At 40.4% G+C, this 15932-nt stretch carries 12 protein-coding genes; 3 read left to right on the top strand and 9 right to left on the bottom strand.

What is annotated here, in order from left to right; translation table 11 throughout:
• The first annotated feature begins 86 nt into the window (after positions 1–86).
• From C727_RS0117665 to C727_RS0117655, 3 genes are all read left to right on the top strand, one after another.
• Positions 87–740, top strand: a complete 654-nt coding sequence (locus C727_RS0117665) for a putative glycoside hydrolase (protein WP_017447000.1) — start codon at positions 87–89, stop codon at positions 738–740.
• Positions 740–1420, top strand: a complete 681-nt coding sequence (locus C727_RS0117660) for an SDR family NAD(P)-dependent oxidoreductase (protein ID WP_017446999.1) — start codon at positions 740–742, stop codon at positions 1418–1420. Before C727_RS0117665 ends, C727_RS0117660 begins: the two co-directional genes overlap by 1 nt.
• 95 nt (positions 1421–1515) lie before the next feature.
• A complete protein-coding gene (locus tag C727_RS0117655) occupies positions 1516–3144 on the top strand; it encodes an alpha-L-fucosidase (RefSeq protein ID WP_017446998.1) in 1629 nt (542 codons plus the stop codon).
• Between the two features lie 118 nt (positions 3145–3262).
• Here C727_RS0117655 and C727_RS0117650 read toward each other — a convergent pair whose 3' ends face one another.
• The 9 genes from C727_RS0117650 to C727_RS0117605 form a co-directional block, all read right to left on the bottom strand.
• Positions 3263–4927 (bottom strand): GGDEF domain-containing protein, encoded by a 1665-nt coding sequence (locus C727_RS0117650; protein ID WP_017446997.1) that lies wholly within the window; start codon positions 4925–4927, stop codon positions 3263–3265.
• A 55-nt stretch (positions 4928–4982) separates the two neighbouring features.
• Complete coding sequence (locus tag C727_RS0117645; protein WP_017446996.1) at positions 4983–5768, bottom strand: PhzF family phenazine biosynthesis protein; 786 nt, start codon at positions 5766–5768, stop codon at positions 4983–4985.
• Positions 5769–5874: 106 nt separating this feature from the next.
• Positions 5875–6867, bottom strand: coding sequence for an acyltransferase family protein (locus C727_RS0117640; RefSeq protein ID WP_237742357.1), 993 nt, complete (start codon positions 6865–6867; stop codon positions 5875–5877).
• A gap of 91 nt (positions 6868–6958) precedes the next feature.
• Positions 6959–7876 carry a hypothetical protein gene (locus tag C727_RS0117635; protein ID WP_017446994.1) on the bottom strand — a complete coding sequence of 306 codons (918 nt, stop codon included), beginning with the start codon at positions 7874–7876 and terminating at the stop codon, positions 6959–6961.
• A gap of 14 nt (positions 7877–7890) precedes the next feature.
• The gene (locus tag C727_RS0117630; protein WP_017446993.1) at positions 7891–8913 is read right to left on the bottom strand and encodes an isopenicillin N synthase family dioxygenase; all 1023 of its coding nucleotides are present in this window, start codon (positions 8911–8913) and stop codon (positions 7891–7893) included.
• A 253-nt stretch (positions 8914–9166) separates the two neighbouring features.
• Positions 9167–10705 carry a CHRD domain-containing protein gene (locus tag C727_RS18905; protein WP_155949302.1) on the bottom strand — a complete coding sequence of 513 codons (1539 nt, stop codon included), beginning with the start codon at positions 10703–10705 and terminating at the stop codon, positions 9167–9169.
• Between the two features lie 254 nt (positions 10706–10959).
• On the bottom strand, positions 10960–12291 hold the full coding sequence (gene xylA, locus C727_RS0117615) for a xylose isomerase (protein ID WP_017446990.1): 1332 nt from the start codon (positions 12289–12291) through the stop codon (positions 10960–10962).
• 27 nt (positions 12292–12318) lie between these two features.
• A complete protein-coding gene (locus C727_RS0117610) occupies positions 12319–13800 on the bottom strand; it encodes a xylulokinase (RefSeq protein WP_017446989.1) in 1482 nt (493 codons plus the stop codon).
• A gap of 192 nt (positions 13801–13992) precedes the next feature.
• The gene (locus tag C727_RS0117605) at positions 13993–15930 is read right to left on the bottom strand and encodes a sulfatase-like hydrolase/transferase (protein ID WP_017446988.1); all 1938 of its coding nucleotides are present in this window, start codon (positions 15928–15930) and stop codon (positions 13993–13995) included.
• Between the last annotated feature and the right edge of the window lie 2 nt (positions 15931–15932).

The raw sequence follows: 15932 nt of genomic DNA, 5'->3' as shown, positions 1-15932 counted from the left end.
ACAATATTTAATTTACTGTTGCAAAATAGTCTAAATTTTCACATAATTTATACATAAATCCTATATTTTACAAACGGAGATAAATTATGTCGAACGCAGTTAAACAGATCACTACTTCAATTTGTACCCTAGTATTGTCTGCAGGCCTTAGCCATGCTTACGCTGCTAACGCAGTCACCGACTATATAAAAGCCGGTCAGCCAGTTAAACCTTGGAAAGCCTCTGTTGGCAATTCGTTAGGCTGGGGAATCAAAGTAAAAAATCAAGAAGCAAAAACTAAACGTGGCAACCTAAGCATATCTCCCACAAACAAAGATGGTGACAACGATGCAATTAATGTTAAGTTTCGTGGACGTAATAAACAAAGCGCTTGGTTTTCCAATATTACAATAAACGGTAACAAAATCGACTTATCAACTGTTGAAGACAAAGCGGCTTTAAATTTAGAAATAAAAATTCATCGAGAACCAACATCCATCGCAAAAATTAGCATGCGCTGTAAATACAACAGCAAATGCCAAGGCGAGCTGCCTTTAAACCCCTTACTATCACAGCTACCCAAAGATGAGTGGACTCAACTTACACTACCACTCAATTGTTTCAATCAAGATGGCCAATTTGATTTTACCGAGGTTACGGATATTTTTTCGATTTCAACCCAAGGAAAAATGGAACTAGATATCGCAAACGTGAATCTGGTTGCTTTACCCCAAGGCAATAAAGGCTGTAAAAAAGACTAATGGCTACTTTTTTAATTACAGGTGCCAACCGAGGGATTGGTGCCGCCCTAACTGAATCGGCCCTTTCAGCTGGCCATAAGGTTATCGCAACCAGCCGTGATCTCGGAAAAATGCCAGACTTCAAGCACAATGATCAATTAACCCTTTTACCGCTTGAGCTAACCAGTGACGATTCAATCAACCAGTTTGCAAAAACATTAATAAAGAAAAAAATCGAAATAGATTACCTCATCAATAACGCTGGGATTAGTTTAAACAATCATTTTTTTGCAGCCACTAAAGATGAGCTTGAATACAGTTTACGAGTAAACCTGATCGCACCATTTCTGCTCACCCAAAAAGTATTTCAAGTATTATCAAAGCAGGCAAAAATTGTTCAATTATCGTCAGGCGCTGCATCTCTAACGAATACACACCAATTTAAAGGCACACCGCTCGACACTTACGCCATTTCAAAATCGGCACTCAATATGTTCACCTTACGCCTATCGCTACAAGTTAGCAGTGAGCAAGCTGTTGTTGCGATTAGCCCTGGCTGGGTAAAAACCGATATGGGCGGAGATCAAGCCCCTGATACGCCAGAGTATGTCGCTGCAAAACTGCTTGATACATTATTAAATATAGGACCAGAAGATAACGGCACTTTTATTGACTTCGCAAAAAAACCGATAGACTGGTAATAACATATAAATTTATAAATTTATATTTGATTAGATCGTGATTACACAGTATCATTATTAACAGTTTAATAACCAAAATAAAGCAGAGCCGTAATATGAGAATATTTAAGTTAAAATCACTAACTGTAAGCATTACTGCCGCGTTAGGATTCGTATTAAGCGGATGTGGTGCTGACAACTCAAGCACTGAATCTTTCACAGAAAAGCCGGTCAGCCAGATTCAAACGGATTCTAAAACAGTAACTTCATCAACAAAAGATGAGTTACAAAAAATAAAAGAAGTGGCCAATAAAGGACCTTTTAAACCGAACTGGGATTCGTTTAGCCAATATGAAATTCCTGCTTGGTATCAAGATGCCAAGTTCGGCATATTTATTCACTGGGGTGTTTATTCCGTTCCTGCCCACAATGGCGAATGGTATCCACGCTGGATGTATGATCCAGAATATTGGGACTATTATGAACATCACACCAAAACCTATGGTCCAGTCACTGAATTCGGTTATAAAGATTTTATTCCTATGTTTAAAGCCGAAAACTTTAATGCCGATGAATGGTTAAATATTATTGAAGACTCAGGTGCACGCTACATAGTGCCTGTCGCAGAGCACCACGACGGTTTTTCTATGTACGACAATAGCTACAGCCGTTGGGATGCAACAGAAATGGGCCCTAAACGTGATATCATTGCTGAGTTAAAAGCCGCAACAGAAAAAAAACCCGATATTCATTTTGGTTTATCTAGTCACAGAGCAGAAAACTGGTGGTTCTTTGATCGTGGCCGAGAAATTCCGTCAGACGTTCAGGACGAAGCCTATCGTGACCTATACGGCCCGGCTGTAAGCCGAGAAACCTCTGAAGCAGGTGAGACGCCGCCAAGCAAAGAATTTATGGACGATTGGTTATTAAGAACGGTAGAAATTGTTGATAAATACCAACCAGAATTAATTTGGTTCGATTGGTGGATGGCTTCGGAGCCTTTCCATGAGCACGTACAGTTATTCACCAGTTATTATTATAATAAGGGTATAAACTGGCCTAATATGCCCGCCATCAACTATAAGGAGCATGAAGATATGCGCTCTTATCCTGATGGGTCAGCAGTCCTTGATATTGAACGCGGCCAATTGTCAGATACACGAAAATACTTTTGGCAAACCGACACTTCAGTCTCTAAAACTTCGTGGGGTTACGTAACCAATCATAAATATCGCACAGCAAACTCTTTAGTAGACGATTTAATTGATATTGTGAGTAAAAATGGATCATTATTACTCAACATTGGTCCTAAACCTGACGGCACTATACCGCAAGCCGAAATTAATTTATTAAAACAAATAGGTGACTGGTTAAAGGTTAACGGTGAGGCCATTTATGAAACTCGCCCTTGGGTTACATTTGGTGAAGGTGTGACTGAAGTCGTTGATGGTAAACACTCAAACGATGCTGAAAAGCACCGCAAGGATTTTACCAGCAAAGATATACGTTTTACTAAAAAAGACGATACTTTATATGCAATCATGATGGCATGGCCGGGTGATGGTGAAAAAGTACACATTCGCTCAATCGACAGCAAGAACTACCCGCACAAAATTAAACAAGTCAGTTTAGTAGGTTCGGATGAGGCGCTCAAGTTTGAACAAAGCGACAAAGGTTTAGTGGTAACTTTAGGTAACAAACGTCCCACTGACTTTGCACAAGTGCTAAAAATTACCCCTCAATAGTGACTCCCCCGCGTAGCTGCTGATTTAATGGCAGTTACGCACCTGCCTATAACCCGTTCGCTAAATCACAACGCTCATGCTTGCAATTCGCTTAAATAACTTGTTATAAAAATGCTTTTTAATCTGTCTGGAAGTTGTCTTCAATTTTTAACGATTTGCGCTTGAATTTTAGCTGATACATACGCTTATCAGCTAAAGAGACACACTCACTCGGCGAGTTTGTTTCCTCACTACTGGCAATACCATAACTGATGCCAGAATCTGGCCATGAGGCGACAATAAAACTGTCAGTACGCTGTAATATCCGTTCGATTTCCAACTTTGATGTCGTTGATGAACGCTGGTTTTTATTCACTGGACATAACCAAATAAACTCATCACCACCCGTTCTATATACTTCCCCAATCTCGCCCAATTGAGCTTGCATAGTATTTGCGACCGAAATTAAATATTGATCACCACGCGCGTGACCATACCTATCGTTTAATTTTTTTATACCATCACAATCAATAAAAACAACTAAATAGGAGCCATTTAGGTTTTTAAGATCTTCATTTAATAAAAAACGGTTGCCTACTTTGGTTAGCGCATCATACCTGGATTGATAAATGGTGTTTTTTAATTCTAGCTGTTTGATTCTTAACCACTCCGACAAAGACAGCAAAATACAGATGCAATCTACAGCTAATGCAACCATCACATACAACTCTGGTGTGCCGGCGTCCGCATGCACCGAGTGTGCGTGCATATAGGCCGCGAGCGATAAGCTGTACATTAGATTACCAATAAAAAAGTATTTCGCTCTAAAATCGTTTACTGACAACATTTTATAAGCTAACAATAAGCTAAGTGGTATCCAAATAGCGGCAAATGCATGGGATAAATAAAACGCAAATTTAAACGGCAATAACCAAATCAAACAACCGCTAAGCAAAGCGGTATTCGCAAAGTATTTTAGGTTAGCGTTTTTCAAGGTTTTGTCACGATCAAAATTAAACAAATAATACGCAAAATAAGCTGCACAGCCTATTGCCCAAGGAAACAAATACATACCTAAATAACTGGTATTAAAACTCGAAAATCGGGGCCAAATTTGCCCAAAACCAGACGCCAACAGCCATCCCAGTGCATGAATACCGACATAACCAACACAAAACAACGCTACCTTATGCCGAGTTTTTAGATACATAATTAAAGCGATTAACGCCATCGCAAACATGACAGCAAGTGCGGCAACAGAGACTGTATTTAAAATAAAACTATGGTAAAAAAATGCCTGTTCTGTTTCTATTTGCAAAGAAACCGGCATAGGATAATACTCAGCTTTTAAATACAACCAAAGTATGCCTTGTGTGTTTTTATCGACTTCGAGTTTAAACGCTTGCCCATGGGCTAAAATCGGGGTAAATGAGTCGGTATGAAGTTGCGAGAAGTCGGCAATTTGCCTGACCGCACCATCCGTCGATTGCCAAAAAGCTTGCCCTTTGTCAACAAAATTAGCGATAGGTAAAATATACCAAGTACTTTTATTTGAAGCGCTAATTGGTATTTTACTAATAACAGCACCGGATTCGGCTAACAAAGTCGTTTTTGGTGTCGCCTGCTTATAAACTAGATGAATGTTATTCGAATTAACTGGCTGCGTTGAGTCCACTAAACGCCACAAATTATCGTCTGCTACAACGAGTCCCTCATCTAACAATTTAACTTCACTTTTCGCTACAGTTAAACTGCTGAACAGGATGAAAAAACCGCAAAAGATACTTTTAAAAATCGCACCCATTAAAAACCCAAATCAGATCATTTGGCAATTTCCATGCTCTAAAATTAAAAAAAGCTTAAATCCGAATAAAGCCTTGCATATAAAGTCGCGCTTGCCCACTGATTAAAACACGTTGATTTAATTGACGCAGTCCAACCCGACCACCGCGTTTAGACAATTGATGAGCGTTTAAATTTTCTTTTTTTAAAATTTCGCTCCAATAAGGTGCTAACTGAGTAAAAGCAGATCCTGTCACAGGATCTTCATCTATTCCTAATTTAGGTGCAAAAAAACGAACAACAAAATCAGTATTTTGCTCATTTGCTGGCGCAGTTATTATAACCCCTCGATTCGATAATTTTTTTAAAAAATAGGCGTTTGGAGTAATTTTTTCTATCTCGCTTTGAGTTGGGAAGACTGCAATAATATCCTCAGCAACTAAACAAGTTTTTGGGATGGCACCTAACCCCTCAATCAAAGCTTGCGAAATCTCACAAACCTGAGGGGGTTGCGCAGGAAAGTCTAAAACAAGCTCACTACCTTGCTGCTTTACTGATAAAATGCCGCTGCGAGAACTAAACTGAACGACTTCTTGCTGCAAACGATACGATTTAAATATCAACCAGGCACAAGCCAAGGTAGCATGACCACAAAGGTCAACTTCATGTGTTGGTGTGAACCAACGAATATGGTAGCTGCCATTACTATGAATATAAAAAGCAGTTTCCGACAACTGATTTTCTTCCGCGATTGACTGCAGTGTTTCATCTGGCAACCAATGCTCAAGTGGGATCACTGCTGCTGGATTTCCCGTAAATGGTTTATCTGCAAACGCGTCAATCTGATAAATGGGAAATTCCATATTAAAAACTCCGTACATACTTAAAATAAAAGTAGAATACTCACTTCTGTTTGGTTTTTTTATTTAGTCTAGCATTAAAAATGTCGTTTATAGTGATATTTAAACATTAATTTAGTTCTTTTGCGCTCGCAGAACGTGGAAATACAATTCGCTTAATAAAATTTCCCAATTTAATTTCAATATAATGGTGCACCAAGGCAGCTATTAAAAACACCAATGCGATGGTAAAAATTAATACTAACCAATTCGGCAACCAGGCTGGGCTAGTATTAAACATAATATAGCCTATATTTTGATGTAATAAATAAAGCGGATAAGTTAGTCCACCCACAGCGTAAAATATTCTTTGATTGATAACATCCGCTCTTTTTAAGGCAATACTAGCCAGCGCCAAATAAGCTGAGCTGATTATTAAAACTACGATTAAAAACTCAATATCCCCTTGATAATATTCGTTTAATTGCACCAAGAGCTCACGCGCTTGATAGATAGCTATCAGGTAAGAGAGGATCAGTGCAAAAATTTTATCAAGGGTGGCTTTGTTTGCGTAAATCAGATAAAAAATAGCCCCCGAAATAAAATACGTGGACCAGCTAGGTATTAAAACATAATTCAATTTTTCTGGCATTTCAAAATAAATTGCGAGCCCTGTATAAAATAACCAAGCGTATAAAAAGCCTTGTTTTACTCTTTGTCCAAAAATCGCCAATACACACGCAACCAGTACATAAAACTTAAGTTCAATTAATAAAGTCCAGTAAACGCCGTCAATATATGGCACATAAAAAACACCAGCAAGCATTGTCATGTTAAACAAATATTGACTGAGATCAAAAGCAAAACGTATATCACTCGATAGGTAAATGAATAGGCTTGTTATGCTAACGCATACCCAAAAAGGCGGATACAAGCGAATAGCGCGGGCGAGAGCAAACTGGCTGACTGATTTATTTTGCAGCGACATTAAAATTACAAATCCGCTGATCATAAAAAACAGATCTACACCAAGATAGCCGTATTTAAATATTTCAGCCAATAGTGGAAACGCCCGCTCCGACAAATTATCTGCGGCGGTTCCTCTAAAAGTATAATGGTACATAAGTACACTAATAGCGGCACAAAACCTCAATAAATCTATGTGGTAAAACCTGTTTTGATCAGCCAAATACGCGTCCTATACCTGTTATCGGTCAGCAAAGCTTTTCGGTATATCTGGCCAAAGTACCTTCATTCAACTTATACCAATGTTCCGCCTGCTCTGTTGATTTGCTTAACGGAGAAAAATTAAAATCACGATAATAACAATCGATTTTAAACAAGCGCTCAATTGTTTGTCCATTTTCTTGTAATTGTTGGATGCAAAACCCATCTTCATCAGCCAAATAAAAACCATTTAGCTCGATCAATGGCATCCCTAAACGGTCGACGTCTAAGCTATGACTGACCGTATAACCTGTATCTATGTTACCGACTGCTATTGAGGTTTCAAAAGCCAATAAATTCGTTTTATCCGAGTGCTTCTCCAAGTTATTATAGTAGTCAATCAGTCGACTTGCCGAACAATGATGTAAAGGGTTTGCTCTACCAATGACTAATCCAGCCATTTGTCCATTTATGATTAAAGCACCACTGCGCGGTCGGCTTTCACCTGTTTCTAAATTTGTTTCTGTTAATAGCTCTAAACCGATTAGAGGACCACGCTGATCGCTTAGCAGTCGCCAGTCTTCAACATAGGCGCCACTTGGGGCAAACTCAATCATGCAATTACCGACTCGGTTTAATATTGCACTTTCCGGCCATCGGTTGACCAATTGAAAAGCCTCCCCATTTTGCCAGCTTAAAGCTTGTTGGTCCCAGCAAGAATGGGCAAACCATGCTTCGTAGTCTAATTTTGCCGCGTAACTCTCGTCATCAGCCAATTGCTGATGTAATTCTGGCAAACGTATATCTATCGTTAAACCATCCGATTGCAGCCAGAAAACACGAGTTGTTTGATCGCTCAAACCATTCGCAAAGCTAATGCAGCGCCGCCTAAACGCGCCTTTCATCCACGCAGGAACACTTTGTTGACCTGGGATATCAGTGTTAAATAATTCTTTTAGATGCATGTTAGATACCTTTTTTATAAAGTTTTTGCCAATTGTCCAAAACTCGCGGTAGATCTTGCCGCATCAGGCATGGTTAGCGTTCCAGATCGCCATTGTTTTTTTAAATAATTAAAGGTTTGTATCGTTTGTGCATATAAATGATCGCCGCATTTTAGTGCTTGATATTGACCAGGTTGAACACCTTCGGCTGGTGGTAATAAAGGCGCGACCAGGGTGTCATAGTCTAATGAGCAAAACATCGGGAATGAATATCTTTCTTGTTTTACTTTGCGCACCCTATGCGAAGTCGCTAAAAATCTGCCGTGACTCAGAATTTCAAGCATGTCGCCAATATTAACAACGATAGTGCCAGGAATAAAAGGTGCATCAATCCACTCCCCTTGGTCATTCATAACCTCCAGGCCATCTGTTGTGGGCAGTAATAGAGTAAAACATTCATAGTCTGTATGTGCGCCTATGCCCTCTTTATCCTGCGCAGATGGGTCATACGGGTAGTGGATTAACCTAAGTTGGTTTGGCGGATGTTTTAAATTAGCAACAAAGGTATTTTCTTCTAAACCAAGTGCAAGCGCAAAAGCTGAAAACAAACGATTAGAAAGTTCACGCGCTGCTTGATAATAGTTTTTTATATGAAATTTAAAATCAGCGTTATCAGGCCATTGAGTCGGCCCCAACATAGGTCGCTGGAAGCTTAAATCAGTTAAATCATAATTGATATCATACGCTTCTTTGTGATCGATTTTCCCTTCTTCGAATTGTTCTTCGCCTTCTGGAACATAACCACTATGGTTTTCAGATTGTGCAATATGCCAGCGCATTTTTTCACTTAGCGGTTGAGCAAAAAAGCCCTGCGCTTGCTCAATTAAATTATCGATGAGCTGTTGAGAAATTTGATGTTCTCTGATGTAAAAAAAACCAACATCTTGTGCAGCGACCGCGATTTTATCTGCAACTCGCTGACGTGTTTTTAAATTATCAGAGTATAAACCACTAATATCTATGACAGGTATACTGCTAAAAGCTCGACATTCGGACATATCCAGTTCTCCTAAATAAATTTATAAAAGAAGTTACTGGCCGTCCAGCATGGATCCCGACGCCTTTGCCGTCCGGGTCGTCCCGGCAGGTGAGATGATCAAAGAACAATATATCTTAGCATTTACCTATTTGGCAAGTTTTAAACTTTAGTTTTTGGGATCCAGTTTCAGTGATGGTATGACTAGAGCAAAGTTTAGCTAAGTAGAATAAAAAAGCCCATCACAAGGATGGGCTTGATGCGATTAGGTGGACCTATTCGCTGATCTGGCCTCGGATTAAACCCGCTGGGTACAATGCGGTATGTACATTTACATAGTGACCACCATCTAACAGTTGATTTAGAACATCGTTTTCTAAAACAGTATTTGCCGGTGTCGTCCAAACGTTCGCGTCCTGCTCTAATGACACTACAACAGGACCGCTGACGCCAGCAATTCCGCTGTGAATATGCGCCATAGTCGCTGGATCTGTACTTGCAAAACCCTGGGTTACTGCTCTTAATTCCAATTCGTTGTTTTGCATATTAATGAGCGCATAACCATCACCCATTGCTTCTGTGGTAACTGGGGTTTCTTGCTGAGCACCATCAATTGGAAAGGTCAACAGGGTATAGTTAGAGGTCAGAACCTGACCGCGAATTTCACCGCTAGGATGTGCTGGTGTGTGGACGTTAACATAATGTCCACCTGAAACCAGAGTTTGGAATGTGCTTTCATCAATGCTTGCATCAGATTCACTCATCCAAACATTGGCATCATCACCAGACTGCATCAAACCCACCACAACATCACCGGTTTGACCGACTCGGCCAGCATGAATATGAGCGGCGGTTGCATCATCCACCCCCATGGTATTGACTTTAACTTCAATATCATAGTTATCTGTATTCACTAAAGCGTAAGCTTGACCAGATGCATCTGTATCAACCGAAGGGACTGACTGATCGCCGCTCAGAGGGAAAGTAACAATCGCCATATTGTCGGTCAATATCTGACCTCTAATCTCGCCAGATGGATTTTCTGGCGTATGTACATTTACGTAATGCCCCCCAGATAACAGAACCTCTAGTGTACTTTGATCAAGCGTTGTATTGTCCGGTGTCATCCAAACCGACGCATCAGCCCCCTGCGACAAACCGACTAAAACGTCGCCATTGCTGCCGATTCGGCCTGTATGAATGTGTGCCATGCTGGCCGTTTCAGCATTCATGGTTTTCACTTTTAAATCTAACGCCATGTTATCTTGATTGAAGGTTGCATACCCATACCCCATCGCATCAGTTTCAACCATAGGGACTTCTTGGTGGCCAGAGAGCTCGAAAGTGATTAAAGTGAATTTATCTGATAAAACTTGACCACGTAATTCACCGGATGGATTGTCTGCGGTGTGAACATTGACGTACCAGCCCCCTTGCATTAATTCATCAACAGCGGCTTGATCAATATCTGTTGCTTCAATGTGATATATACCTGAGGAGTCTGATTCTGCAAACGCAAATGCGACGTCGCCGTTCGTGCCCACATAACCTTGATGTATATGCGCCGCCTGGAAATCCTCAACATTGCTAACATCTAACGTCGCTCTAAACTCCATTGCATCTTCATCATATTCTATTTTGGCTGTTGCCGTGTCGTCTGTCATCACTGCCGGTACTTCTTGACTACCCGACAAGGCGACATTAAAGGTCATGCTTGGGTTGAACTCAACAAACTCTTTATCATCATCGTCATTAAAGTCTAACGCGCAGCCTGTCAAACCTAAGGTACACATTAGTGGTATAGAATATTTCATGAGTATCTCCAATTCTCTTTTATTAAACGCTCGCACATGCGATACGCCGTCGGTATTGTTACGTCCGTGTATTTAAAATGATCATCTTAAAAATTAATTTGTGACAAAGCAGACCCAAAGTGTTAACTGGTGCACATATTAACTGACAGCGGTATGATCAGTTGCAGTATAGTATATGAACGATTGTTGTTTAAAAATTTGCAGAGAGGGAAAGACAGGCTAACCAATAACCGGATAGCCTGCTTTGGAGAGTCTTAAATGTAGCGGTTAATGATATTTTCAAATAGTTCCTGTTTGCCAGATATTTGCTCTGGTTCACCCACTTCAATACCAATTTTAGCAAGTTCAGCTAAATCTAATTTACCTTCAGTAAAAGCCTTGCCTTGTCCGCTTTGGAAAGTCGCATAGCGCGCTTCTCGTAATTTTTTATAGTCCGATTTATTTAAAATTTCATCAGCAATAATCAAACCTCGAGCAAACGTATCCATGCCACCAATATGACCCAAAAAGATATCTTCCATATCGGTTGATTCACGACGCGTTTTAGCATCAAAATTCACTCCACCACCTTGCAACCCACCGGCTTCTAAATAAACCAACATAGCTTCAACCGCTTCGTTAATGTTATTTGGGAATTGGTCAGTATCCCAAGCGTTTTGATAATCACCACGGTTGGCATCTATAGATCCTAACATGTTATTATCAGCTGCCACTTGCAACTCATGCTGGAAAGTATGATTTGCTAAAGTTGCGTGGTTAACTTCGATATTTACTTTAAAGTCATCTTGCAAGCCATATTTGTTTACAAAATGAGCAACTGTTGCTGTATCAAAATCATATTGATGTTTAGTGGGCTCCATTGGTTTTGGTTCAATAAAGAAGTTACCAGTGAAACCCTGCTTGCGCGCATAGTCTTTTGCAGTGTGTAACCACTGAGCAAAATTATCTAACTCTTGTTTCATATTTGTATTTAATAAGGTCACATAGCCTTCACGGCCGCCCCAAAATACATAATTTTCGCCGCCAAGTTTGATGGTTGCGTCGATAGCCAGCTTTAATTGGGCTGCCGCGCGTGCCAGTGTTGGAAAATGCGGGTTGGTACCAGCACCATTCATATATCTCGGGTTAGAAAAAAGATTTGCCGTACCCCATAAGAGTTTTATGCCAGACGCCTGTTGTTTTTGTTGAGCATAATCTGTAATAAAATCTAGCTTTTTACCAAATTCTTCAACTGATGAGTTTTCTTCGTCAATTAGATCGACGTCGTGAAAACAATAATAACCCAAGCCCATTTTAGTAAAAAATTCAAACGCAGCGTCCATTTTTGCAGTTGCTCGACCTTTAGCATCGGCATAATTATCCCAAGCAAATCTTTGTGGTCCCGGGCCAAAAGGATCATGGCCTTTGCCACAAAAAGTATGCCAATAACAACCCGAAAATCTCAGCCATTCTTTTAATGTTTTACCAGCAACCACACGATCCGCATCATACCATTTAAAAGCAAACGGATTATCCGAATCCCGACCTTCATATTCGATCTTTCCAACCGTTGGAAAAAACTCTTTATCACCTGTTATTATGCTCATAATCACCTCTGTAATGTGCGCTTGGCGTTAAGCCATTTTATTTAACCATTGTTGATATGCATTTTGATACGCGACCACTTTGTCGCTTGCCGGTTCAATACACTCGTTAAGTTTAAGACCGGCAACCATTTCATCTCTATTTTTAAAAACGCCTAAGCCCAAACCAGCACCTCGGGCGGCGCCTTCGGCACCATCTGTTTGATATAATTCGACGGGGATTTGGCAAGTATTGACAAACGCTTCACGAAAAACAGGGCTTAAAAACATATTACCTTTACCGGCTCGGATCACTTCACCTTGAACCCCCATGTTTTTCAACACATCAAAACCATATTTAAGCGCGAACACTATGCCTTCTTGGCTCGCACGCATTAGATGGCCAAGTTGATGGCGGTTAAAATCCAAATGATGGAATTGACCACCCGGGTTTTGGTTTTCTAATACACGCTCAGCGCCATTACCGAAAGGGTGCACAACTAACCCTTCGCTGCCAATGGGCACCCCAGCCGCTAATGTGTTGAGAGACTCATAGTCTGGGTTTTGCCCAGTCTCTGCTAATAAACTGCGTATCCAGCTATATAAACGTCCAGTCCCATTGACACACAATAAAACGCCGTTGCTGTCGGCTTGACTGGGTTCGCTAACATGTTTGAAAGTATTAACCCTTGATTTAGGGTCGTATGCATTTTTATCTGTCACCGCATAAATAACACCGGACGTTCCAGCGGTTGCGGCGATTTCTCCATCACGCATAACATTAAGCGACAGGGCATTATTCGGTTGATCACCTGCGCGATAACAGACTTGCACATCTGGCGATAATCCCAATAGATTGGCAGATTGTGCCGATATTTGCCCTTGCGCACCAAAACTAGGCACAATAGTTGGGATTAAGTTTGCATCAAAGCCGTAATGCTGCATTAAATGCTCAGCGATATCTTGTTTTTCGAAATCCCATAAGGTGCCTTCGCTTAGCCCTGAGGCTGTCGTCGTCACTTCGCCGGTTAATTTCATGGCAATAAAATCACCCGGGAGCATAAACTTATCTATTTTTTCAAATATCTCAGGTTGGTTTTCTTTAACCCATTTAAGTTTGGATGCGGTAAAATTACCTGGCGAGTTTAAAAGGGTTTGCAAACATCTTTGCTCGCCTAATTGAGCAAACGCCTGCTGGCCAATATTAACTGCCCGACTGTCACACCAGATAATAGAAGGTCTTAAGACCTGTTGCGCCTTATCAACACAAACCAAACCATGCATTTGATACGATATACCTATCGCTTTTATTAAGCTGGCATCCACATGATCCAATGCAAACAGCGCCTTGCAAGCCGCTTGCACGCACTGCCACCAAACTTCTGGATCTTGCTCGGCAAAACCTGCCTGTTCCGACGTAATACTCAATTCAGTTTTCGGATAATGGGTGGAAGCAATACATTGACCACTCTGACTATCCAGGATGCTCGCTTTAGTTGACGAACTCCCTATATCCAACCCTAATAGATACATAATAAATAAACCTGACGACCTGCTACATCTGTAACATTCATGTTAGTATTTGATTGGATTTAGTTTAGAAAAAAGGCAAGGCTTACAACAAGTGTTAAATATATCTATTTTGGTATAATATTTAACTTTGATTTTTAAGGTCCAGAATACTTGCCATGACGGCAAGTATTCTAAGCTCACAGGTGTTAATTATTAATTCATACAGCTAGGCAATTTAATACCCGCTAATTCGTCTAATCTACGATCATGTGCACCAGGTGCAAAATTTGAAACATGGCTGATGTTGTCTTTTTTCCAATCGATTTCTAAGCGGCCATCACCTAAAAAGATATTTTGCGCTTTCTTCCGTAAAATTTCGGCTATTTCACGATAAGCAGGGTCATAAGCCACATTATTTCGCTCGTTCGGATCACACTTCATATCATATAGGGCGAGCTCTACTTCTTTATTTGAAGCATTCAACGCCCAATCAATATTTTCACCTGGTTTATGTGTTTCACCCGGTTTGCCATTTTTTGGGCGTACTTTCATTGAAAAACCAAAACGTTTTGAACGTAGATAAGCTCTATCACCAATTATTTGATTCATCTCACCCAGCACATAGTCGCGCTTTAATTCAGGCTTGCGGATGACATCAGATAAATCAAAACCATCTAAATGGGGTAGCGAGTTATTCACATCAACCCCAGCGGCTGCATAAATAGTTGGCGCTATATCTACATACTCAACAAATTCTTTATGAACTGTATTTTTAGGAAAGTACTCACCTGATGAGTCGACCACTATCATGGCACCATGATTTGATTTATTCCAAGGTGCAAACTTAGCTTCAATCCCCTGTTCACCTAGGTGCCAACCATGATCACCAACGGTAGCAATAATCAAATAAGGCCGATTTACTCGTTCGTTATATGCTTTAAAGTCTGCAATAGCTTTACCAATTAAGCGATCACCATAAGCTGTAAACGCATAATAATCCTGTATCGTTCGTAATTTTTCGGCTTTTGTTAACCCATCAATCTGCATGATCTTATAGAGTTTAACCAGTTGCGGTGGCAATTTAGCTAACTCTTCTTTAGAAAACTCAGGGATCTTATAATCGAACTGTTCAAACCTGTCTTGAAAACTTTTGGGTGGCAAAACAGGTGTATGAGGAAAATGGAAACTTAAACTAATCATCACAGGGTTATCGTCTTTTGGACCAACAATTTTATCACCCAACATTGAAGTATATGTTTGATTCGCGTTAGCCAAGTAGTTTTGAAACGCTTCTAAAATACGACCGTCCAAAGTTTTATCTTCTGGCATCGGGCTTTCTCCAGCAACGATCAAAGTTTCTGAATTACGCGTATATGAACGAATAATATCGAGCTTTTTATCAACTGGGTTTGCTTTATTTAGATATTTTCCATCTTTGAAATAAACAAAAGCATCAACAGAACCGTCGGGAAAATATAAGTTTTCTGTGATAGAGACTGTTTTTCTCGTTTCCCAGTTGGTCACAACTTTTTTTCCCCAATCACCTATGCCAGCTCGCTCTAGTGCATAGCGTTCAACTTCGTGATCATAAATTAATGGGCTTCCCCCTTTATTTGGCGCGTTTTTAATACGTAAACCTGCTTTACCAGCCAACATAGTTTGATATCCGTTGGCACGCAATACTTCAGGGATGGTCGGCTTTGCATGCTCATTTTGGCGGTGAGAATATTCAAAACCATAACGTCCGCTATGATGAGGATACTGACCAGTGGCCATTGAATAGCGAGAGGGAGAGCAACCGGGCGACTGATTGTAAGCCAGTGGAAACAAAACGCCTTCTTCTGCTAATGCATCTAAATTGGGCGATTCAACATAACCTAGTTCACTTTCGGGCGTGCCTCGCAACGCTTTATTGACCGCTGCAATTGAATCAGCCCTCTGATCATCAGTTAAAATCCAAAGAATATTAGGTTTCACCTTGCGTTCTGGCGCTGGTTTAGCTTGCTGCATAGCACTGCTATCAAGGCTGGTATCGCTTGCAGAATATGAAGAGCGGGTGTTTTGGGTTGCATTAGAGCAACCCAAGATGCTAATGACAGCTAAGGCTGTGAGGCCTATATTTAATTTGAGGTTTTTATTTTTAAAAATCATAT

This window comes from Gayadomonas joobiniege G7 (assembly GCF_000300815.1).
Classification (GTDB): domain Bacteria; phylum Pseudomonadota; class Gammaproteobacteria; order Enterobacterales; family Alteromonadaceae; genus Catenovulum; species Catenovulum joobiniege.
The sequence above is the reverse complement of the archived record's forward strand: the minus strand, read 5'-3'. Positions and strand labels throughout refer to the sequence as shown.